The organism is Enterobacter sp. WCHEn090032 (assembly GCF_003986875.1).
Classification (GTDB): Bacteria; Pseudomonadota; Gammaproteobacteria; order Enterobacterales; family Enterobacteriaceae; genus Enterobacter; species Enterobacter sichuanensis.
Genome location: NZ_RXRN01000028.1, coordinates 1 through 19,661, shown reverse-complemented (window position 1 = coordinate 19,661; position 19,661 = coordinate 1). Strand labels below are relative to the sequence as shown.

The 19,661-nt window shown below is 58.8% G+C and carries 20 protein-coding genes and 1 riboswitch; of the genes, 7 read left to right on the top strand and 13 right to left on the bottom strand.

Annotated features, from left to right (window positions below; genetic code table 11):
- Positions 1 to 5: 5 nt before the first annotated feature.
- The 9 genes from EKN83_RS19140 to plsY all read right to left on the bottom strand — a co-directional run bounded on the left by EKN83_RS19140 (position 6) and on the right by plsY (position 7,187).
- Entirely contained in the window at positions 6 to 680 is a 675-nt protein-coding gene (locus EKN83_RS19140; RefSeq protein WP_126801491.1) for an urease accessory protein UreF, read from the bottom strand.
- Complete coding sequence (locus EKN83_RS19135) at positions 680 to 1,219, bottom strand: HupE/UreJ family protein (protein ID WP_126801490.1); 540 nt, start codon at positions 1,217 to 1,219, stop codon at positions 680 to 682. Before EKN83_RS19135 ends, EKN83_RS19140 begins: the two co-directional genes overlap by 1 nt.
- Positions 1,220 to 1,228: 9 nt before the next feature.
- Positions 1,229 to 1,693: an urease accessory protein UreE gene (ureE, locus tag EKN83_RS19130; protein ID WP_126801504.1), complete on the bottom strand. Its 465-nt coding sequence runs from the start codon at positions 1,691 to 1,693 to the stop codon at positions 1,229 to 1,231.
- Between the two features lie 9 nt (positions 1,694 to 1,702).
- On the bottom strand, positions 1,703 to 3,406 hold the full coding sequence (ureC, locus tag EKN83_RS19125) for an urease subunit alpha (protein WP_126801489.1): 1,704 nt from the start codon (positions 3,404 to 3,406) through the stop codon (positions 1,703 to 1,705).
- The gene (locus EKN83_RS19120) at positions 3,399 to 3,713 is read right to left on the bottom strand and encodes an urease subunit beta (protein WP_126801488.1); all 315 of its coding nucleotides are present in this window, start codon (positions 3,711 to 3,713) and stop codon (positions 3,399 to 3,401) included. The genes ureC and EKN83_RS19120 overlap by 8 nt, the downstream gene beginning before the upstream one ends.
- Before the next feature lie 10 nt (positions 3,714 to 3,723).
- Positions 3,724 to 4,026: an urease subunit gamma gene (locus tag EKN83_RS19115; RefSeq protein WP_025758533.1), complete on the bottom strand. Its 303-nt coding sequence runs from the start codon at positions 4,024 to 4,026 to the stop codon at positions 3,724 to 3,726.
- Between the two features lie 10 nt (positions 4,027 to 4,036).
- Positions 4,037 to 4,864, bottom strand: coding sequence for an urease accessory protein UreD (locus tag EKN83_RS19110; protein WP_095441933.1), 828 nt, complete (start codon positions 4,862 to 4,864; stop codon positions 4,037 to 4,039).
- Between the two features lie 151 nt (positions 4,865 to 5,015).
- Positions 5,016 to 6,482 carry an MFS transporter gene (locus tag EKN83_RS19105; RefSeq protein WP_045285918.1) on the bottom strand — a complete coding sequence of 489 codons (1,467 nt, stop codon included), beginning with the start codon at positions 6,480 to 6,482 and terminating at the stop codon, positions 5,016 to 5,018.
- A gap of 90 nt (positions 6,483 to 6,572) precedes the next feature.
- Positions 6,573 to 7,187 carry a glycerol-3-phosphate 1-O-acyltransferase PlsY gene (gene plsY, locus EKN83_RS19100; protein WP_025758529.1) on the bottom strand — a complete coding sequence of 205 codons (615 nt, stop codon included), beginning with the start codon at positions 7,185 to 7,187 and terminating at the stop codon, positions 6,573 to 6,575.
- Between the two features lie 107 nt (positions 7,188 to 7,294).
- On the opposite strand from plsY, the gene folB reads away from it, so the two are divergent.
- Entirely contained in the window at positions 7,295 to 7,663 is a 369-nt protein-coding gene (gene folB, locus EKN83_RS19095) for a bifunctional dihydroneopterin aldolase/7,8-dihydroneopterin epimerase (protein WP_025758528.1), read from the top strand.
- A gap of 106 nt (positions 7,664 to 7,769) precedes the next feature.
- The gene (bacA, locus tag EKN83_RS19090) at positions 7,770 to 8,591 is read left to right on the top strand and encodes an undecaprenyl-diphosphate phosphatase (RefSeq protein ID WP_025758526.1); all 822 of its coding nucleotides are present in this window, start codon (positions 7,770 to 7,772) and stop codon (positions 8,589 to 8,591) included.
- 10 nt (positions 8,592 to 8,601) lie between these two features.
- Here bacA and EKN83_RS19085 read toward each other — a convergent pair whose 3' ends face one another.
- Positions 8,602 to 9,843, bottom strand: a complete 1,242-nt coding sequence (locus tag EKN83_RS19085; RefSeq protein WP_126801487.1) for a multifunctional CCA addition/repair protein — start codon at positions 9,841 to 9,843, stop codon at positions 8,602 to 8,604.
- A gap of 60 nt (positions 9,844 to 9,903) precedes the next feature.
- Positions 9,904 to 10,524: a TIGR04211 family SH3 domain-containing protein gene (locus EKN83_RS19080; protein WP_025912514.1), complete on the bottom strand. Its 621-nt coding sequence runs from the start codon at positions 10,522 to 10,524 to the stop codon at positions 9,904 to 9,906.
- 229 nt (positions 10,525 to 10,753) lie between these two features.
- Between EKN83_RS19080 and EKN83_RS19075 the strand changes: the two genes are divergently transcribed.
- The 3 genes from EKN83_RS19075 to hldE are packed head-to-tail and all read left to right on the top strand — an operon-like array spanning position 10,754 to position 16,403.
- Positions 10,754 to 12,055 (top strand): inorganic triphosphatase, encoded by a 1,302-nt coding sequence (locus EKN83_RS19075; RefSeq protein WP_126801486.1) that lies wholly within the window; start codon positions 10,754 to 10,756, stop codon positions 12,053 to 12,055.
- A 21-nt stretch (positions 12,056 to 12,076) separates the two neighbouring features.
- Positions 12,077 to 14,932, top strand: coding sequence for a bifunctional [glutamate--ammonia ligase]-adenylyl-L-tyrosine phosphorylase/[glutamate--ammonia-ligase] adenylyltransferase (gene glnE, locus EKN83_RS19070; RefSeq protein WP_126801485.1), 2,856 nt, complete (start codon positions 12,077 to 12,079; stop codon positions 14,930 to 14,932).
- Positions 14,933 to 14,972: 40 nt separating this feature from the next.
- Positions 14,973 to 16,403 carry a bifunctional D-glycero-beta-D-manno-heptose-7-phosphate kinase/D-glycero-beta-D-manno-heptose 1-phosphate adenylyltransferase HldE gene (hldE, locus tag EKN83_RS19065; protein ID WP_126801484.1) on the top strand — a complete coding sequence of 477 codons (1,431 nt, stop codon included), beginning with the start codon at positions 14,973 to 14,975 and terminating at the stop codon, positions 16,401 to 16,403.
- Positions 16,404 to 16,498: 95 nt separating this feature from the next.
- Here hldE and ubiK read toward each other — a convergent pair whose 3' ends face one another.
- Positions 16,499 to 16,795: a ubiquinone biosynthesis accessory factor UbiK gene (gene ubiK, locus EKN83_RS19060; protein WP_013098757.1), complete on the bottom strand. Its 297-nt coding sequence runs from the start codon at positions 16,793 to 16,795 to the stop codon at positions 16,499 to 16,501.
- 119 nt (positions 16,796 to 16,914) lie between these two features.
- Positions 16,915 to 17,065: riboswitch (FMN riboswitch) on the top strand.
- 109 nt (positions 17,066 to 17,174) lie between these two features.
- On the opposite strand from ubiK, the gene ribB reads away from it, so the two are divergent.
- Positions 17,175 to 17,828, top strand: a complete 654-nt coding sequence (ribB, locus tag EKN83_RS19055) for a 3,4-dihydroxy-2-butanone-4-phosphate synthase (protein WP_008502964.1) — start codon at positions 17,175 to 17,177, stop codon at positions 17,826 to 17,828.
- A gap of 31 nt (positions 17,829 to 17,859) precedes the next feature.
- Here ribB and zupT read toward each other — a convergent pair whose 3' ends face one another.
- Positions 17,860 to 18,633, bottom strand: a complete 774-nt coding sequence (gene zupT / locus EKN83_RS19050; RefSeq protein WP_025758519.1) for a zinc transporter ZupT — start codon at positions 18,631 to 18,633, stop codon at positions 17,860 to 17,862.
- 196 nt (positions 18,634 to 18,829) lie between these two features.
- Here zupT and ygiD point away from each other — a divergent pair, with 196 nt between their 5' ends.
- Positions 18,830 to 19,618 carry a 4,5-DOPA dioxygenase extradiol gene (gene ygiD, locus EKN83_RS19045; protein ID WP_126801483.1) on the top strand — a complete coding sequence of 263 codons (789 nt, stop codon included), beginning with the start codon at positions 18,830 to 18,832 and terminating at the stop codon, positions 19,616 to 19,618.
- Positions 19,619 to 19,661: the final 43 nt, after the last annotated feature.

Sequence of the window (19,661 nt, the reverse complement as noted above, 5' to 3'; positions counted from 1 at the left end):
CTTCCTCAGGAACGGAAAAGTCGTGAATATTGTGTTTCGTGGCGGGCAGAAGCGATGGCGGAAAGCGGCGTTGCCGCCCCCAGCTCGTCGTCGCCACGTAAAAAAGCCTGTTCAAGCCCGGCCGCAAAATGGTCGCTCAGCGCAATGATCAGCTGCTGCGCGGCCTGTTGCCCAAACGGCACCAGCTTGACGCCCGCCATTACCGCGCTCTCAATCCAGCTATAGCCGAGACTCAGGGCCAGCTCGTGCACGCCAATGCCCCAGCGTACGCCGAGCCACGCCATGCCGCAGAGCTGGCTCTGCATAAACAGCGCCTGCCACCGGGCCGGGCAGTCCGGCTCCCAGCTTTTAATGAGACGCGTAAAGGCGGCACCGCGATTGCGCTCTTCTTCCCGCAGTTCACGGGTTTCCCGGCAGGCGAGAAGGTAAGCCGTCCAGCGTTTTGCTGCCGCAAGGTCGCCTTGTTCACAGGCCCGGTACAGCCGGACAAACAGCGGCAGGTCAACGCAGAAAAAGCTCTGCTCCATCTGCTGCGTTTGCCAGCGTTTAAAGGCGTCGGCATCCGTGATCCAGCCTGCTTCCACGGCCCACTCCAGCCCCTGCGACCAGGTAAACGACCCGACCGGCAGGCTGCTGCTGGAGAGCTGCATCAGGCGCAGCCACTGGCGGGAATGCTCCATCAGCTCATCAGCGCCAGCAGGGCAGAGACGATCAGCCCGCCGCCGAAGGTTTTGCGCAGACCTTCGTGTCGGCGCAGCAGCAAGCCTGCGGCGAAACTGGCGCACAGTACGGTCGCGCTGGCGAACATAAACCCGCTGGTGAAGAGCCAGAAGCTATGGCCGGACATCTCCACGCCGTGCGCCCAGCCGTGGAACATCGCCAGGGCTGGCACCGCCAGCAGCAGGCGGTTTTCGGTTTTAAACATCATCACGCCGCAGACCGCCAGCGAGGCGATAATCAGCATCTCCATGCCGCTAAAGCCGCCGAGCAGGCTACCCGCCACGGCGCCGACAAGCATCATCCCGAGGGTGGCAAACGGCAGCAGCAGTTTGCGGCCGCTCAGCGCCGAAAGCACGCCGGCGCCCGTCAGCATCAACAGATGATCGAGCCCGGTCAGCGGGTGGAAGAAACCAGCCTGAAAGCTGTCGGCGCCGTGGCCAGGATGGGCGAGCGCGGGAACCGAAAAGGCCAGCAGTAACAGGGGAAGTAACGTGCGCATGAGTAATCCTTAGTGTGAATGGGCGTGAGAGTGGCTATGGCTGTGGGTATCGCTGGCATACGCGCCCGCTTCCGGTTCAAACGGCAGCGTGGCGTACGTCACCTCCAGCCCGAACTGGCGCAGCATGTCGTCGAGAACATGATCGTGGTGGTAGCGCAACTCGCCGGGCATCACCTGCAAAGGCACGTGGCGGTTGCCCAGGTGGTAGCAGGCGCGGGCGAGCAGGAACGGATCGGCGCAGCGCACCACGGAGACGGACTCCGGGGCGGCGATCACTTCGATCACCTCGCTGCCGTCGTCGTTGCTGAGCAGGTCGCCGCCGCGCAGCAGTAAACCGCGCGGCAGCATCAGCCCGGCTTCGCGGCCGTCGTTCAGCGCCACGCGGGCGCGGCTTTTCACCCGCACGTCAATCGGCAGCGTGACGCTGGCGGTAATCGGATGCGCATGGTCCAGGCGTTGGGTTAAATAGATCATCATCACTCCTCAAAACAGGAAATAGCGTTGCGCCATCGGCAGAACCTCAGCCGGTTCGCTGGTAATCAGTTCACCGTCAACGCGCACTTCATAGGTTTGCGAATCGACGGTGATATTTGGCTGCAGACCGTTATGGATCATGTCCGCCTTTTTCACCGTCCGGCAGCCTTTCACCACCGCGGTGGCGCTCTGCAGGTTGAGCTGCTGCGGAATGCCCCGCGCGTCAGCGGCCTGTGAGACAAACGTCAGCCGCGTGGCGTGGCGCGCGGCACCCAGCGCACCAAACATCGGGCGGTAATGAACCGGTTGCGGGGTGGGTATGGAGGCGTTGATATCGCCCATCGGCGCGCAGGCGATCATTCCGCCCTTGACGATGGTGGCGGGTTTTACGCCGAAGAACGCCGGGGACCAGACCACTAAATCGGCCAGCTTGCCCGCCTCGATGGAGCCTACTTCATGGGCGATGCCGTGGGTCAGAGCCGGGTTAATGGTGTATTTGGCGATATAGCGCTTCACGCGGAAGTTGTCGTTATCGCCGCTTTCTTCCGGCAGGGCGCCGCGCTGGACCTTCATGCGGTGCGCCACCTGCCAGGTGCGGATAATCACTTCTCCCACACGGCCCATGGCCTGAGAGTCTGATGAGGTGAGAGAAAACGCGCCGATATCGTGCAGCACATCTTCGGCGGCGATGGTCTCCCGGCGAATGCGCGACTCGGCAAAGGCGACGTCTTCGGCGATATCCGGATCGAGGTGGTGACACACCATCAGCATGTCGAGATGCTCGTCGATGGTATTCATCGTGTAGGGCAGCGTCGGGTTGGTGGAGGAGGGCAGAATATTCGGGTGCGCGCAGGCGGTGATAATATCCGGCGCATGGCCGCCACCTGCCCCTTCGGTGTGGAAGGTGTGGATCGTGCGTCCGCCAATGGCGGCCAGCGTGTCTTCCACAAAGCCGGACTCGTTCAGCGTGTCGCTGTGCAGTGCCACCTGAATATCCATCTCTTCTGCCACCTCAAGCGAGCAGTTGATCGCCGCAGGCGTCGCGCCCCAGTCCTCGTGGATCTTAAGCCCAATGGCGCCGGCTGCGATTTGCTCGCGCAGCGCGTCGGGGTTTGAACCGTTGCCCTTGCCGAGCAGACCGATGTTCACCGGCAGAGTATCCGCAGCCTGTAGCATGCGGGCGATATACCACGGGCCGGGCGTGCAGGTGGTGGCGTTGGTGCCCGCCGCGGGCCCGGTGCCGCCGCCGATCATGGTGGTGACGCCGGAGACCAGCGCTTCTTCCGCCTGCTGCGGACAGATCCAGTGGATGTGAGTATCGATCCCGCCGGCGGTGACGATCTTCCCTTCGGCAGCGATCACTTCCGTCGCGGCGCCAATCGGGATCGTTACGCCGGGCTGAATGTCCGGGTTACCGGCTTTGCCGACGGCAAAGATCCGCCCGTTCTTCACGCCGATGTCGGCTTTCGCGATCCCCCAGTGATCGACAATCAGCGCATTGGTCAGCACCAGATCCACGCAGTCGTCTGCGGTCATCTGCCCCTGACCCATGCCGTCGCGGATCACCTTCCCGCCGCCGAACTTGACCTCTTCGCCGTAGACGGTGAGATCATCTTCCACTTCGATCCACAACTCGCTGTCGGCCAGCCGCACTTTATCGCCGGTGGTAGGGCCGAACATATCGGCGTAAGCCTGGCGCGAAATCTCAGCCATGTTTCACCTCTCCCATTACCTCACCGCGAAAACCGACTATGCGCTGCGCGCCCGTTACCTGCACCAGCGTCACTTCACGCTTCTGGCCGGGCTCGAAGCGCACGGCGGTACCCGCCGGGATGTTCAGCCGGTAGCCACGGGTGGCCTCCCGGTCAAACTTCAGCGCCGGGTTGACCTCGTAAAAGTGGTAGTGCGACCCGACCTGGATCGGCCTGTCGCCGTGGTTTTCGACGATGACACGCCGGGTGTCTCGCCCGAGGTTGAGGGCGATAGTACCGGGCTGGATCTGGTATTCACCTGGGATCATCACGCGCTCCTTAGACGATCGGGTTATGGACGGTGACGAGCTTGGATCCGTCCGGGAAGGTGGCTTCCACCTGAATATCCGGGATCATCTCCGGTACGCCCTCCATCACCTGGTCACGTCTCAGAACGTGGCGGCCCGCCTCCATCAGTGCGGCGACGGTTTCGCCATCGCGCGCGCCTTCCATAATGAAGGCGCTGATCAGCGCGACCGATTCCGGGTAATTGAGCTTTACTCCGCGCGCAAGGCGGCGTTCGGCAACCAGCGCGGCGGTGAACAGCAACAGCTTGTCTTTTTCTCTGGGGGTCAGTTCCATAACGTTTCTCTTATGTCTGCCAGATACGCGGCGAACAGGCGGTTTTGGTGGTGAGAAGCGGGCGAAGCGACTGCCAGATGTCGCGCATCACCCGCTGGCAAATCAGGTTGTCGTGGGAGAGAAAACGCACCGACATGAGATCGTCCGTGAGCGTGGCGCCCGCAAACGTATCCAGTGGGGCGAGCAGCACCCGCGCCGCGTCGAGATGTTCTTCTCTGGCCGGATAGAACAGCAGCGTGCCGAGCCACGGTTGCCCGGCAACGGGCGTGAGATCGCCGTTGCTGAGATGCTGACGCTCAATCAGGCGCGGTTCGTCGTCGACCCACACCTCAAGGCGGCTCTCCAGCGTGCCGTGGCTGAAGGTCTCACCGATCACCGGACGCCCCAGGCAGTATAACTCCCACGCCAGCAGCGTACTGGAGGCCTTCAGATGGAAGACGGAACGCAGCGCGGCATTGGCGCCGGGAAAGATAATGGTGTCCTGCGGCAGCCACTCCAGCGTGGAGCCATCATCGAGATAAAAGTGCTGATTCAGGCAGGCCTGCGGGCCGCTGCTGCGATAGAACTTGCTGGCGCCGGGCATGGTGATGAGCGCGTGGCTGTTGGCGTCCAGCCGGACAGAAATATCCAGCGTATCACCACCCACAACGCCACCAGGTGGGTGCAACAGATAGAGGTGGCAGGTTTCACCTTCAGGATAAAACGGCCGCTGAACAGTTAGCGGCCCGAGGTGATGAGCGGAGTGCAGGAGGGTTTTCTCAGGGGTGTGACAAAACTGCAGGGCAAGCGACGCCTGCCAGCCTTTATACGTATTATCAGTGACCTGAGCTGCTAACATGCTGCATCCATCTGCTCATCATCGGGGTCGTTTCAGTATGCCCTGGCAGAATTGAAGGCTGTCATATGAGTCGCTTATGGATAAAAACCGGCTCATATGATTAATGCAGGCCGGGTAAGCGCAGCGCCACCCGGCAAGAAAGGCGATGAGACTAGCGGTAATCCTCCGCATCTACGTCATACCCGGATGGCTCCCAGCGGATCGCCAGCAGCGAGGCCAGGCCGATAAACGGCGCCAGCGCAATCACCCAGAACACGGCGGTATCAAGGGATGCGACCAGCAGCGGGAAAAGGAACAGCGACAGCGTGGAACTGCTGCGCATCAGCGTCTGGTTGAGACCCACGCCGACGCCGCGCAACGAGGTCGGGTAGCTCAGGGAGGCAAACGTCATGGTATGCGCACCCGGACCAAAGCCCTGGCCGAACAGGAACAGGGCCAGCATGCCGACGGCGACCACACCTTCCGTTGCGCCTTCAGGCCGCCCCACCAGCGCCAGCCCGAGCAGCGCGACCAGCTGGCAGGCGTAGCCCGCAAGCGACATCCGCCAGGCACCGAAGCGCGGCACGTAGCGTACCGCAAGCAGCCCGCCGACGAAGGCAAACAGCAGGTTAAGCACCAGGGAAATCAGAATGGTCGTCAGCATCGACTGTACAAAGAAGCTGGAGATGATCACCGGCAGACCAAACGCCACGGCGTTATAGGCGAAGGAGGAGACCACAGACAGCAGCGTGGCGAGCGTCGTACGGCGTAAATATATGCCGCGAAACAGGTTCAGGTAGTTTGCCCATTTTGCTTTATTGACGACAGGTGCTGGCTGGCTGAGCGCGTCCTGCGGTACGTGGGCATTGATGTTATACGACTGGCGTAAAATCGACGCCGCCTCTTTCAGGTTGCCCTGATTCGCCGCCCAGACCGGCGATTCGCTCATATAGCGGCTACGAATAGCAATAATCACCAGCGCCGGCACCGCGCCAAAACCGAGGATCAGGCGCCACAGCCAGTCACTGTGGCTTTCCGGCAGCACGGCGTAGAAGAAGAGCACCAGCAGATAGGAGACGCTGATGGCGGCATACCAGGTGGGGCACCACATCGCGACGCTGGAGGCTTTGTTTCCCGGGCCTTTCAGCCTGGCAAACTCGCTTAAAAAGGCCATCGCCACGGGCAGGTCGATCCCGACCCCAAGCCCCATGACAAACCGGGCGCCCGCCAGCACGTATTCGTTAGGTGCCAGCGCGCAGGCAATGGCGGCCACCACGAAGAAGAGCATGTCGGCCATAAAGACCCGGTAGCGGCCAATTTTGTCCGTAAGATAACCGCCAAGCAGCGCCCCGACAATGGCCCCAAAGGTAATGGCCGAGGCCACCATGCCGGTGCCTGCTGGCGTGAGGTTAAATTCGCGGGTGATGTCTTTGATACCGAACGCCAGCGCACCAAGGTCGTAGGCGTCGAGAAAAATACCGCCCAATGCGATGCCGATAACGATGCGTGCATTGGCCCGTCCCTGCGAACCGTGATTGACCAGCCGCGAAACGTCAGCGGCGTTGCGCACCCACTGGATATCGCCATCCGCTGCGTGGCGTGGTGTTGAAAGAGGAGTGGTGTCTGTAATGTCTGCCATTTTCTTCTGATGTGGTTGTGTTGTGTCTCTAACAGTTACCACAGGCAGAAGGTGACCAAAATCACATTTGGCTATAAGGCATAACTAACCTTATTGAGCGTCTTTTTTCTTCCTCTTGAGCTTCGTCCAGATTTTGGTCTCCTGACGACGCCACAGGCGCTGAATATTATCGTGATGGCGCAGCAGGATAAGGCAGGAGAGCATCGACACCGGGAAGGTAAATTGCGGTTTGAACCACCAGACGTAGAACGGGGCGATCAGCGCGCTGACGATGGCGCCCAGCGACGAATAGCCGCTGAGAAGAATGGTCAACAGCCAGGTGCCTGCCATCACGCCGGTCAGATCCCAGCCGATAGGCGCAATGGCACCAAAGGCCGTCGCCACGCCTTTACCACCTTTAAAGCCGAAGAATACGGGCCAGATGTGGCCAACGCAGGCGGCAATCGCAATCAGCCCCAGCCAGAACGGCGTGACGCCCAGCGCATACGCGCCCCAGACGGGTAGCATCCCTTTCAGAACATCAAAAACCAAAACCGCTACGGCTGCTCCCTTGCCGCCAATTCGTAGTACGTTGGTCGCTCCCGGGTTCCCGGAACCACTTTCACGCGGGTCAGGTAACCCGGCGATGCGGCAGACCAGAATGGCGCTGGAGATTGAGCCGCAAAGGTAGGCGAGGAGGATCATTCCAGGCGCGATTGCACTCATAACGCTGTTCCGTTTTGAAAATGTATCTGTATTCTCAGCATCTGTGGATAATACGCATAATTCGCCGGAAGTGGTATCCGGTTTAGCCAAAAAGCAGGCAGGTCGTGATGGATATTGTATTTATAGAGCAACTTTCGGTAATCACCACAATTGGTGTTTACGACTGGGAACAGACCATCGAGCAGAAGCTGGTGTTCGATATCGAAATGGGCTGGGATAACCGCAAGTCGGCAAAAAGTGATGACGTGAATGACTGTCTGAGCTATGCCGACATCAGTGAAACGGTCATCGCCCACGTTGAAGGGCAACGTTTCGCGCTGGTCGAGCGGGTGGCGGAAGAGGTCGCGGAACTGCTGCTGAGTAAATTCAACTCACCGTGGGTGCGTATCAAACTGAGCAAGCCGGGCGCGGTGGCGCGTGCCGCCAATGTGGGGGTCATCATCGAGCGTGGCACAAATCTGAAAGGGAAGATTTAACGTCATAATAGCTAAACCATTTTAGGTTATACCGGTCTCAGGACTGTATCTTTATCGGTTGTCCGTATGGGGCACCGTTTTTTTATATCTTTTTAGGGGTTTATAGATGAGCGATATGCACTCGCTGCTGGTGGCGGCAATACTGGGTGTGGTCGAAGGATTGACGGAGTTTTTACCGGTTTCCAGTACCGGCCATATGATTATCGTTGGCCATCTGCTGGGCTTTGAAGGCGATACCGCAAAAACCTTCGAAGTGGTCATTCAACTGGGTTCTATTCTGGCCGTGGTGGTCATGTTCTGGCGTCGTTTGTTTGGCCTGATCGGGATCCACTTTGGTCGTCTTCCTCAGCGCGAAGGTGAAGGTACCGGCCGTCTGACGCTTATCCATATTCTGCTCGGCATGCTCCCGGCGGTAGTGCTGGGGCTGGTATTCCACGACACCATTAAATCACTGTTCAACCCGATTAACGTGATGTACGCGCTGGTGGTAGGGGGCTTCCTGCTGATCGCCGCGGAAGTGCTGAAGCCAAAAACGCCGCGGGCGGAAGGTCTGGATGATATGACGTATCGTCAGGCGTTTATCATTGGCTGCTTCCAGTGTCTGGCGCTGTGGCCGGGCTTCTCGCGTTCTGGTGCCACCATTTCCGGCGGGATGCTGATGGGCGTGAGCCGTTACGCCGCGTCAGAGTTTTCGTTCCTGCTGGCCGTGCCGATGATGATGGGCGCCACCGCGCTTGACCTCTATAAAAGCATGGGTTTCCTGACCACCGGCGACATTCCGATGTTCGCCGTTGGCTTCATCACCGCGTTTATCGTGGCGCTGATTGCCATCAAAACCTTCCTGCAGCTGATTAAGCGTATCTCGTTTATTCCGTTCGCGATCTATCGCTTTATCGTCGCGGCTGCGGTGTACGTGGTCTTCTTCTGACCGACTGCCCTCAGTCTTTTGGCTGAGGGCAATGCTTTTCCTTCCAGTCTGATACCGCCTGAATTCGCCGTTTTGTCAGCTCTTCCCGAATCTCCGGTCCTTTGAATCCCGCCTCGACAACGTCTTTTGTCGGCACGGCTTTTGCCACGTTCCACGCCGCCCGCAGCAAGCGCCCTTGCGGATAGTCACAGGCTTCAAACCCAGTGCGCCCGCGCACGTCAGCTTCGCTGGTGAGCGCTATCTGCTCCACGCGCTGGGGTTTGCGCCAGGCGTCGATGTTATCGAACAGCTTGACGATGGTGGCCGGTTTCAGGATCGGGAAGGTGTGAATCAGGTCGTGGAACTCGGCCACCAGTTTCGCCAGATCGCGGATCTCGTTCGGGACGCGCAGACGCTGGCACAGCCCTTCGACCAGCTTCACCCCCGCCGGGCCATGACCGTGATGGCGAGGCCAAAATTCTTTTGGCGTTAAGCCTTTGCCCAGATCGTGGCACAGGGTGGAAAAGCGCACGTCCACGTCCGGGCTCAGCATGGCCGCCATGCTGAGCGTCATCAGCGTATGCACGCCGGTGTCAATTTCCGGGTGCCATTTCGCCGGCGCGGGGACGCCAAACAGCGCGTCTATTTCCGGAAATAGCACCTTCAGCGCGCCACAGTCGCGCAGAACCTGGAAAAAGACCTGCGGGTTGCGGGTGGTGAGGGCATTTTCCGTCTCTTTCCAGACGCGCTCTGGCGTCAGGTGTGCAAGCTCGCCGGCTTCGGTCATGGCGGTCATCAGCGCCATTGTCTCATCGGCAATCCGGAAGCTGAGATGAGCGTACCGTGCGGCAAAGCGCGCCACGCGCAGCACGCGCAGCGGATCTTCAGAAAACGCCGGGGAGACGTGACGTAAAAGACGGTTGCGCAGATCGTTCTGGCCGCCATACGCGTCAACGATCTGGCCGTTCTCGTCCTGCGCCAGCGCGTTGATGGTGAGATCGCGACGCAGAAGGTCTTGCTCCAGCGTCACGTCCGGCGCGGCATAGCAGGTGAAGCCGGTATAGCCCGAGCCCGATTTCCGCTCGGTACGCGCCAGGGCATACTCTTCGCGGCTTTGCGGGTGCAGAAACACGGGAAAATCGCGGCCTACCTGCTGGTAGCCCGCGTCGAGCATCTCTTCCGGGGTGGCGCCAACCACCACCCAGTCTTTATCTTTGACCGGCAGACCTAACAACGCATCTCGTACCGCACCACCGACCAGATAACTCTTCACGCCTTACACTCCTGTTTTCTCTTTTCCAGGATAATACGTAAGTCTGGCAGAGAAGACGAATTAGTTCATCCAGCGGTCTTTACGCTTACGGCTTGGGATCAGATGCGGCAGAACCAGACCCAGCACCAGACCTACGCCCAGCACGCCGCCGCCATACATAAACCACTGCATGATGATGGTGCGCTGTTTGTCATCGAGCTGCAGATTGGCGGCATTCACTTTCTTCTGCGCGACAATCAGCTCGTTTTTCAGTTTCTGGTTCTCTTCTTTCAGACCGTTAATCACCCCGTCGCTCTGCGCCACTTTCTGCTGCATTTCAGCGGTGCGCTGGTTCCAGGTGCCGTCGATGTTGTTCAGCTTGTCGGTCAGGGTTTTTACCTGGTTTTCCAGATCCGGCACGCGGGTGCGCAGGCTTGGCACGGTGCTCAGCTCTTTCAGCGGGATCCAGGACGTACGGCCGGAACTGTCGCGAACCTGACCGTAATTGGTGTCCGCGTTGGTCTGTAACAGCGTCACTTCCTCGCCGGCATTTACCGTACCCACGAGGCGATAATTATCTCCGGGGCCACTGCGTACCCAGGTGTTCAGTTCGTCAGAAACGTAACGCTTCTCTTCAGCGTGCACGGCGGTTGCGGCGCTAAAAGCGAGTAAAGTAAGTCCAATCAGGCGTAATTTAAGCATCATTAGTCGTTATTTTCATAAAAAGTGGAACGATAGTAGTGGCAACAGTGTCTCTACGCAAAGCATTCGTCAGCAATCAGAATCATCTGTGTCACGACTCTACACATTTACGCCCGTCAAATTGCTCATTGCATGGCAATTTGGCGCAAAATACTATGTACTGACAAATAAATGGCGAGGAAGTTCGCCCTCATTGACGCGTCTGTGACGCCCGCAAAAGTACAAGGCTATGGCTCAGGAAATCGAATTAAAATTTATCGTCGAAAAAGACAGCGTTGACGCACTCCGCCAGCATCTGCATACGCTTTCCGGCGAACACCATGCACCGGTACAACTGCTTAATATCTATTACGAAACGCCAGACAACTGGCTGCGCCGCCACGATATGGGGCTGCGCATCCGTGGCGCAAGCGGACGCTACGAGATGACGATGAAAATTGCCGGCCGCGTGGTCGGCGGGTTACATCAGCGTCCGGAATATAATATCGACATCAATAAGCCAGAACTTGAGCTGGAACGTTTCCCGGCCGAAGTCTGGCCAGAAGGGGCGCTGCCTTCCACCCTCGCGGAACAGGTGCAGCCGCTGTTCAGCACCGATTTCTGGCGCGAAAAATGGCTGGTGACAGAAGGCAAAAGCCGCATTGAAATCGCCCTTGATTTGGGTGATGTGAAGGCGGGTGAGTTCCAGGAGCCGATTTGCGAACTGGAGCTTGAGCTGCTGGAAGGGGATGCGAACGATGTGCTGAAGCTGGCGCGCAAGCTGGTGAACCAGTCCGGATTGCGCCAGGGGAGCCTGAGCAAAGCCGCGCGGGGCTACCATCTGGCCGCCGGGAATGCGCCACGTGTGCTGAAAGAGACAACCATTTTGCATGTTGCGCCGAAAGCCAGCGTTGAGCAGGGACTGGAAGCCGCACTGGAACTGGCGCTTTCTCAGTGGCAGTACCATGAAGAGCTGTGGGTGCGAAACGTGAAACACGCCAAATACCACGTGCTGTCGGCTATTGCCCTGGTGCGCCATACCCTGGCGCTCTTCGGCGGCATCGTCCCTCGGAAAGCGAGCGCTCACTTACGTGATCTGCTGACGCAAACCGAAACGCTGATGCTTTCCGACGTCTCGGCGCAAACGGCGATCTACAGCCCGCAAACCGCAACGGCAAAACTCGCACTGACCGAGTTCCTGGTGACGCGCGGCTGGCGCACTTTCCTGGATGCGAAAGCGCAGGCCAAAATCGCGGAAAACTTTAAGCGTTTTGCGGATATTCATCTCTCCCGTCATGCCGCCGAGCTGAAAAACACCTTTGCCTATCCGCTGGGCGATCGGTATGGCGATCAGCTCCCTCGTCTTTCGCGCAACATCGACAGCATGCTGCTCCTCTCCGGCGCTTACGACGGTCCAAAGGCGCAGGCGTGGCTGGAAAACTGGCAGGGGCTGAAGCATGCCATTGAAACCCGTCAGCATATTGAGATAGAGCATTTCCGTAACGAGGCCATTTCGCAGGAGCCGTTCTGGCTGCACAGCGGAAAACGTTAACTCTGGCAAGGAACCCCTAAAATGCCGCTTTCTTCGCAGTTACAGCAGCAGTGGCAGACCGTTTGCGAACGTCTGCCTGAGTCATTACCGGCGTCATCGTTAAGCGAACAGGCGAAGAGCGTGCTCGCCTTCAGTGACTTTGTGCAGGAAAGTATTACCGCCAATCCGGACTGGCTGGCGGAACTTGAAAACGCACCGCCGCAGGCAGATGAGTGGCGGCACTATGCTGGCTGGCTGCAGACTGCACTCGAAGACGTTGCGGATGAGGCCGCGCTGATGCGCGTCCTGCGCCAGTTCCGCCGTCGGGTGATGGTGCGCATTGCCTGGGCGCAGGCGCTGGAAATCGTGAGTGAAGAGAGCACGCTGCTGCAGTTAAGCGAGCTGGCGCAAACGTTGATTGTCGCCGCGCGAGACTGGCTCTACGCCGCCTGCTGTAAAGAGTGGGGCACGCCGTGCAGCGAGGAAGGGGTTCCTCAGCCACTGTTGATCCTGGGGATGGGCAAGCTGGGCGGCTGCGAACTGAATTTCTCCTCCGATATCGACCTGATTTTTGCCTGGCCGGAGAACGGCTCTACGCGCGGCGGGCGTCGCGAGCTGGACAATGCCCAGTTCTTTACCCGTCTCGGTCAGCGTCTGATTAAGGCGCTGGATCAACCCACCCAGGACGGGTTTGTCTACCGTGTGGACATGCGCCTGCGTCCGTTTGGCGACAGCGGCCCGCTGGTGCTAAGCTTTGCGGCGCTGGAAGATTATTACCAGGAGCAAGGGCGCGACTGGGAGCGTTACGCGATGGTCAAAGCGCGGATCATGGGCGACAGTGACGATGCCTACGCCAACGAGCTGCGCGCCATGCTACGCCCGTTTGTCTTCCGACGTTATATCGATTTCAGTGTCATCCAGTCCCTGCGTAATATGAAAGGGATGATCGCCCGTGAGGTGCGCCGCCGCGGCCTGAAGGACAATATCAAGCTTGGCGCAGGCGGCATCCGCGAAATTGAATTTATCGTTCAGGTCTTCCAGCTTATTCGCGGCGGACGTGAGCCGTCGCTACAGTCCCGCTCGCTGCTGCCGACGCTGTCAGCGATTGAGCAACTGCACCTTCTGCCGGACGGCGATGCGCACACTCTGCGCGAGGCCTACCTGTTCCTGCGTCGTCTGGAAAACCTGCTGCAAAGCATCAATGACGAACAGACCCAGACCCTGCCGGGCGATGACCTTAACCGGGCGCGTCTGGCGTGGGGAATGCGCGTGGACGACTGGTCAACGCTGACCGAACGACTCGATGCCCATATGGCAGGCGTGCGCCGAATCTTTAACGAGCTGATCGGTGATGATGAAAGCGAATCGCAGGACGATGCGCTTTCCGAACACTGGCGCGAGCTGTGGCAGGACGCGCTCCAGGAGGATGACACCACGCCGGTGCTGACGCACTTAACCGACGACGCGCGCCATCGCGTGGTGGCGCTGATTGCCGATTTCCGTCTGGAACTGAACAAACGCGCCATTGGGCCGCGCGGACGTCAGGTGCTGGATCACCTGATGCCGCACCTGCTGAGCGAGGTCTGTTCGCGGGCGGATGCGCCGGTGCCCCTGTCACGCATGATGCCGCTGCTAAGTGGCATTATCACGCGCACCACCTATCTTGAACTGCTGAGCGAGTTCCCCGGCGCGCTGAAGCACCTGATTACGCTCTGCGCCGCCTCGCCGATGGTGGCCAACAAGCTGGCGCGTTACCCGCTGCTGCTGGATGAGCTGCTTGATCCAAATACCCTCTATCAGCCGACGGCAACCGATGCCTACCGGGACGAGCTGCGTCAGTATCTGCTGCGCGTGCCGGAAGAGGACGAGGAGCAACAGCTGGAGGCGCTGCGCCAGTTTAAGCAGGCGCAGATGCTGCGCGTGGCGGCGGCGGATATCGCCGGCACGCTGCCGGTGATGAAAGTGAGCGATCACTTAACCTGGCTTGCGGAAGCGATCATCGACGCGGTGGTACAGCAGGCATGGGTGCAGATGGTGGCGCGCTACGGCCAGCCGAAACATCTGGCCGATCGTGAAGGTCGCGGCTTCGCGGTGGTAGGCTACGGCAAGCTCGGCGGCTGGGAACTGGGCTATAGCTCCGATCTGGATTTGATCTTCCTCCACGACTGCCCGGTCGACGTGATGACCGACGGCGAGCGCGAGATTGACGGGCGTCAGTTCTACCTGCGTCTGGCGCAGCGCATCATGCATCTGTTCAGTACCCGCACCTCGTCGGGCATTTTGTATGAAGTGGATGCCCGCCTGCGCCCGTCCGGTGCGGCGGGGATGCTGGTCACCTCGACGGAATCCTTCGCCGATTATCAGAAGAATGAAGCCTGGACGTGGGAGCATCAGGCGCTGGTGCGCGCCCGCGTGGTGTATGGCGATCCGCAGCTCAAAACGCAGTTCGACGCTATCCGTAAGGAGGTCATGACCACCCCGCGTGAGGGCAGTACGCTGCAGACCGAAGTGCGCGAGATGCGTGAAAAAATGCGCGCGCATCTGGGCAATAAACACCGCGATCGCTTTGATATCAAAGCCGACGAGGGCGGTATTACCGATATCGAGTTTATTACCCAGTATCTGGTGTTGCTCCACGCGCACGACAAGCCGAAGCTGACGCGCTGGTCGGATAACGTGCGCATTCTGGAACTGCTGGCGCAAAACGACATCATGGACGAGCAGGAGGCGCTGGCCTTAACCCGCGCCTACACCACGCTGCGCGATGAACTTCATCATCTGGCGTTGCAGGAGCAGCCAGGGCATGTGGCGCTGGACTGTTTCACCGCTGAACGCGCTCAGGTAACGGCCAGCTGGCAGAAGTGGCTGGTGGAACCGTGCGTAACAAAACAAGTGTGATATTATCGCGCGCAAATTGTGAATCTTTCTGGAGTCAGGAATGAAAGTAACACTGCCAGAGTTTGAACGTGCTGGAGTAATGGTTGTTGGGGATGTGATGCTGGATCGCTACTGGTATGGGCCGACCAGCCGCATCTCTCCGGAAGCACCGGTACCGGTGGTTAAGGTCGACACCATTGAAGAGCGTCCCGGCGGCGCGGCAAACGTGGCGATGAACATTGCTTCTCTGGGCGCGCATTCGCGTCTGGTGGGCCTGACCGGCATTGACGATGCGGCGCGTGCGCTGAGCAAGTCGCTGGCGGACGTGAACGTGAAGTGCGACTTCGTTTCTGTTCCGACACACCCGACCATTACCAAGCTGCGCGTATTGTCGCGTAACCAGCAGCTGATCCGTCTCGACTTTGAAGAAGGGTTCGAAGGGGTTGATCCTGAGCCGCTGCACGAGCGCATCAACCAGGCGCTGAGCAATATCGGCGCGCTGGTGCTGTCCGACTACGCCAAAGGCGCGCTGGCGAGCGTGCAGACGATGATCCAGCTGGCGCGCAAAGCCAATGTGCCGGTGCTGATCGACCCGAAAGGGACGGACTTTGAGCGTTACCGTGGCGCAACGTTGCTGACGCCTAACCTCTCTGAGTTTGAAGCGGTGGCGGGCAAATGCAAGACCGAAGCCGAGATCGTCGAGCGCGGCATGAAAATCATTGCTGACTTCGAACTCTCTGCGCTGCTGGTCACCCGCTCCGAGCAGGGGATGACCCTGCTGCAACCGGGTAAAGCGCCGCTGCATATGCCGACTCAGGCGCAGGAAGTGTACGACGTGACCGGTGCCGGTGATACGGTGATTGGCGTGCTGGCGGCAACCCTCGCCGCGGGTAACTCTCTGGAAGAGGCGTGCTATTTTGCCAACGCGGCGGCAGGCGTAGTCGTCGGGAAACTCGGTACCTCTACCGTTTCGCCCATCGAGCTGGAAAACGCGGTACGCGGTCGTGCCGATACCGGTTTTGGCGTCATGAGCGAAGACGAGCTGAAAGTGGCCGTCGCCGCTGCGCGCAAGCGCGGTGAGAAAGTGGTGATGACCAACGGTGTGTTCGACATCCTGCACGCGGGCCATGTCTCTTATCTGGCGAATGCGCGTAAGCTGGGCGATCGCCTGATTGTGGCGGTGAACAGCGATGCCTCGACGAAACGTCTGAAGGGCGAAACGCGCCCGGTGAACCCGCTGGAACAGCGCATGATCGTCCTCGGCGCGCTGGAAGCGGTGGACTGGGTGGTGCCATTTGAGGAAGACACGCCGCAGCGCCTGATTGCCGGAATTCTGCCGGATCTGCTGGTGAAAGGTGGGGATTACAAACCGGAGCAAATCGCGGGCAGCGAAGAGGTCTGGGCCAACGGCGGCGAAGTGATGGTGCTGAACTTTGAAGACGGGTGTTCAACCACCAACATCATTAAGAAGATTCAGAAAGACAGTCAGTAGTCCGTGCGGGCTGATGCCCTCACCCCAACCCTCTCCCACAGGGAGAGGGCGCAAACCTAAAAAACGGCAACCCAGGTTGCCGTTTTGCATTGATTTTAGGCCTGGTCATCCACCGGCGGAATCGCCGGGGCCGGCTTCACTTCTTCCGGCGTATTACGGTTTTCCAGCTCGGTCAGACGCTGTTCCAGCAGCGCCAGCTTCTCGCGGGTGCGCAGCAGCACCTGCGTCTGCACGTCAAACTCTTCACGGCTGACTAAATCAAGGCGAACCAACTGCGCCTGCAGCGTCTGGCGGATTTTCTTCTCAACGTCATCACCAAATTCACGAATGCCTTTTGGCATGGATTCATGAACCTGACGCGCGATCTGCTCAATTTTTTTCGGGTCAATCATTGTCGTTTCCCTTGATGGAAAGGTGTTAGTGTCCATTGTAGCGCGTCATGCCCGGGGTAAACAAAATTGTTTGATGCTTATGCATTGCCCAGGTTAATCAATAGCGTTATAGTTATCTCGCTTATTCTCAGGGCGGGGCGAAATTCCCCACCGGCGGTAAATCAGCGTCACGCTGAAAGCCCGCGAGCGCTTTGGGTGCATTCTCAAAGGTCAGCAGATCCGGTGTAATTCCGGGGCCGACGGTTAGAGTCCGGATGGGAGAGAGTAACGATCCAGTCGGGCATGGGCCCGCTCACGTTATCTTTTTGCCGCTTATAATACGGCGCTCCTAAGACTGCCCTGATTCTGGTAACCATAATGTTAATGAGGTTTTTTTACCATGAATCAGACGCTACTTTCCTCTTTTGGCACTTCAACTCAACGTGTTGAACATGCACTGGATGCGCTGCGCGAAGGTCGCGGTGTGATGGTGCTTGACGATGAAAACCGTGAAAACGAAGGCGACATGATTTTCGCCGCCGAAAACATGACCGTTGAACAGATGGCGCTGACCATCCGTCACGGCAGCGGCATCGTATGCCTGTGTATTACTGAAGACCGTCGTAAGCAGCTTGAGCTGCCTATGATGGTTGAGAACAACACCAGTGCCTTCGGAACCGGTTTTACCGTGACCATCGAAGCCGCGCATGGCGTGACCACCGGTGTATCGGCGGCTGACCGTCTGACCACCGTCCGTGCCGCCATCGCCGATGACGCAAAACCTTCCGATCTGCACCGTCCTGGCCACGTCTTCCCACTGCGTGCGCAGGCGGGCGGCGTGCTGACCCGTGGTGGTCACACCGAAGCGACTATCGATCTGGTGACGCTGGCAGGCTTCAAACCCGCTGGCGTGCTGTGTGAACTGACCAACGACGACGGTACCATGGCGCGTGCGCCAGAGTGCATCACCTTCGCGCGTCTGCACAACATGCCGGTCGTGACGATTGAAGATCTGATCGAGTATCGTCAGGCGCACGAGCGCAAAGCCAGCTGATGATAAAACGCCGGGACATCCCGGCGTTTTTTTACCCAATTCCTGCCGTCTGCAGCAATACCAGGCTGAACCCCATCACCGACATTCCGCACAGCACGCCGTAACTGGGGTTGTTGTTCGGGTCAATCTCTTTCGCCAGCGGCATCAGTTCATCCACCGAAAGCGCGACCATAATCCCGGCCACCGCTGCCATGATGGCCGCCATCACAACAGGCGAGACCAGGCTGCCGAGGATCAGCCAGGCCAGCACGCCGCCAAGAATTTCTGCCATGCCGGATATCCCTGCCCAAAACACGGCCGTTCGCTTTGAACCCGTGGCGGCATAAACCGGCCCGGCAACGGCCAGTCCTTCAGGAATATTGTGTAAGGCGACCGCCAGCGCGATGCCGAAGCCCATCTCAAGATTACTGCTGGCCGTCACATAGGTGGCGACCCCTTCCGGAAAGTTATGCAGGCTGATGCCCAGCGTCAGCAGAATCGCCGTGCGCTTAATATTCCGCGGCATGGGGGTAATGTTTTTCTGCATTAAATCCTGCGGATGCGCGTGCGGTAGCATACGGTCAAGAGCAAAGTACCCCAGCAGCCCAAAGACAAACATACCGTAACCCAGCAGCGGAGACATGCCCTCTGTGCCCAGCGCGGCGGGGAGCATCTCCATCAGGGAGATAAGCAGCATGATCCCGGCAGCAAAGCCCAGTGAAAAGGCCAGTACGCGGTTAGACGGCTTCTGGCCAAGCACGCCGAGGAGTGCACCGATAAAGGTTGCGGCGCCCGCCAGGATGGTCAGGATCAAGGGGACTGACATGCATTGCTCCTTGTGATAATGATTCTCATTAATCCTAATGATTCACTACGCGTAAAGCGAGAGAGGGAACGCTGTTTTACACATTCCTTACATTCAAATTTCCTGATGATGATCTTCACGCTTATCAGCGTTCATCCTGGCCCGATTGCGCGTAATGTAGCACCATTAAATTGACACCTTCTGTAAGGATATCACCATGACTACTTCCCGTATGCCAGCCCTGTTTTTAGGCCACGGTAGCCCCATGAACGTGCTGGAAGATAACGTCTATACCCGCGCATGGCATCATCTGGGCGAAACGTTGCCGCGTCCAAAAGCGATTGTGGTGGTGTCTGCACACTGGTTTACCCGTGGGACGGGCGTGACCGCCATGGAAACGCCAAAAACCATTCATGATTTCGGTGGCTTCCCGCAGGCGCTGTATGACACACATTATCCGGCCCCCGGCTCGCCTGAGCTGGCACAAAAGCTGGTTGATTTGCTGGCACCTGTCCCGGTCGCGCTGGATAAAGAAGCCTGGGGCTTTGACCATGGCTCGTGGGGCGTGCTGATCAAAATGTACCCTGATGCGGATATCCCGATGGTGCAGCTGAGCATCGACAGCACCAAACCGGCCGCCTGGCACATGGAGATGGGGCGCAAGCTGGCTTCGCTTCGTGATGAAGGCATCATGCTGGTGGCGAGCGGCAACGTGGTGCATAACCTTCGCACGGCACGCTGGCACGGTGAAAATACCCCGTACCCGTGGGCAACATCGTTTAACGACTTTGTAAAAGCGAACCTGTTCTGGCAGGGCCCGGTGGAGGAGCATCCGCTGGTGAACTATCTGGATCACGAGGGCGGTTCGCTCTCTAACCCGACGCCGGAGCATTTCCTGCCGCTGCTGTACGTTCTTGGCGCATGGGATGGACAAGAGCCGATTACGATCCCGGTCGACGGTATTGAGATGGGAAGTTTGAGTATGCTGTCGGTGCAGGTGGGATAATAAAAGCAAAACGGCAACGTCAGGTTGCCGTTTTTGGTGTTTA

Coding starts and splice junctions, on each gene's coding strand:
- plsY (WP_025758529.1), bottom strand. CDS start 7,187: ATGAGTGCAATCGCGCCTGGAATGATCCTCCTCGCCTACCTTTGCGGC.
- bacA (WP_025758526.1), top strand. CDS start 7,770: ATGAGCGATATGCACTCGCTGCTGGTGGCGGCAATACTGGGTGTGGTC.
- ureC (WP_126801489.1), bottom strand. CDS start 3,406: ATGGCTGAGATTTCGCGCCAGGCTTACGCCGATATGTTCGGCCCTACC.
- EKN83_RS19115 (WP_025758533.1), bottom strand. CDS start 4,026: ATGGAACTGACCCCCAGAGAAAAAGACAAGCTGTTGCTGTTCACCGCC.
- EKN83_RS19135 (WP_126801490.1), bottom strand. CDS start 1,219: ATGCGCACGTTACTTCCCCTGTTACTGCTGGCCTTTTCGGTTCCCGCG.
- zupT (WP_025758519.1), bottom strand. CDS start 18,633: ATGTCAGTCCCCTTGATCCTGACCATCCTGGCGGGCGCCGCAACCTTT.
- ygiD (WP_126801483.1), top strand. CDS start 18,830: ATGACTACTTCCCGTATGCCAGCCCTGTTTTTAGGCCACGGTAGCCCC.
- EKN83_RS19120 (WP_126801488.1), bottom strand. CDS start 3,713: ATGATCCCAGGTGAATACCAGATCCAGCCCGGTACTATCGCCCTCAAC.
- EKN83_RS19105 (WP_045285918.1), bottom strand. CDS start 6,482: ATGGCAGACATTACAGACACCACTCCTCTTTCAACACCACGCCACGCA.
- folB (WP_025758528.1), top strand. CDS start 7,295: ATGGATATTGTATTTATAGAGCAACTTTCGGTAATCACCACAATTGGT.
- glnE (WP_126801485.1), top strand. CDS start 12,077: ATGCCGCTTTCTTCGCAGTTACAGCAGCAGTGGCAGACCGTTTGCGAA.
- hldE (WP_126801484.1), top strand. CDS start 14,973: ATGAAAGTAACACTGCCAGAGTTTGAACGTGCTGGAGTAATGGTTGTT.
- EKN83_RS19075 (WP_126801486.1), top strand. CDS start 10,754: ATGGCTCAGGAAATCGAATTAAAATTTATCGTCGAAAAAGACAGCGTT.
- ribB (WP_008502964.1), top strand. CDS start 17,175: ATGAATCAGACGCTACTTTCCTCTTTTGGCACTTCAACTCAACGTGTT.
- EKN83_RS19110 (WP_095441933.1), bottom strand. CDS start 4,864: ATGTTAGCAGCTCAGGTCACTGATAATACGTATAAAGGCTGGCAGGCG.
- ureE (WP_126801504.1), bottom strand. CDS start 1,693: ATGATCTATTTAACCCAACGCCTGGACCATGCGCATCCGATTACCGCC.
- EKN83_RS19080 (WP_025912514.1), bottom strand. CDS start 10,524: ATGCTTAAATTACGCCTGATTGGACTTACTTTACTCGCTTTTAGCGCC.
- ubiK (WP_013098757.1), bottom strand. CDS start 16,795: ATGATTGACCCGAAAAAAATTGAGCAGATCGCGCGTCAGGTTCATGAA.
- EKN83_RS19140 (WP_126801491.1), bottom strand. CDS start 680: ATGGAGCATTCCCGCCAGTGGCTGCGCCTGATGCAGCTCTCCAGCAGC.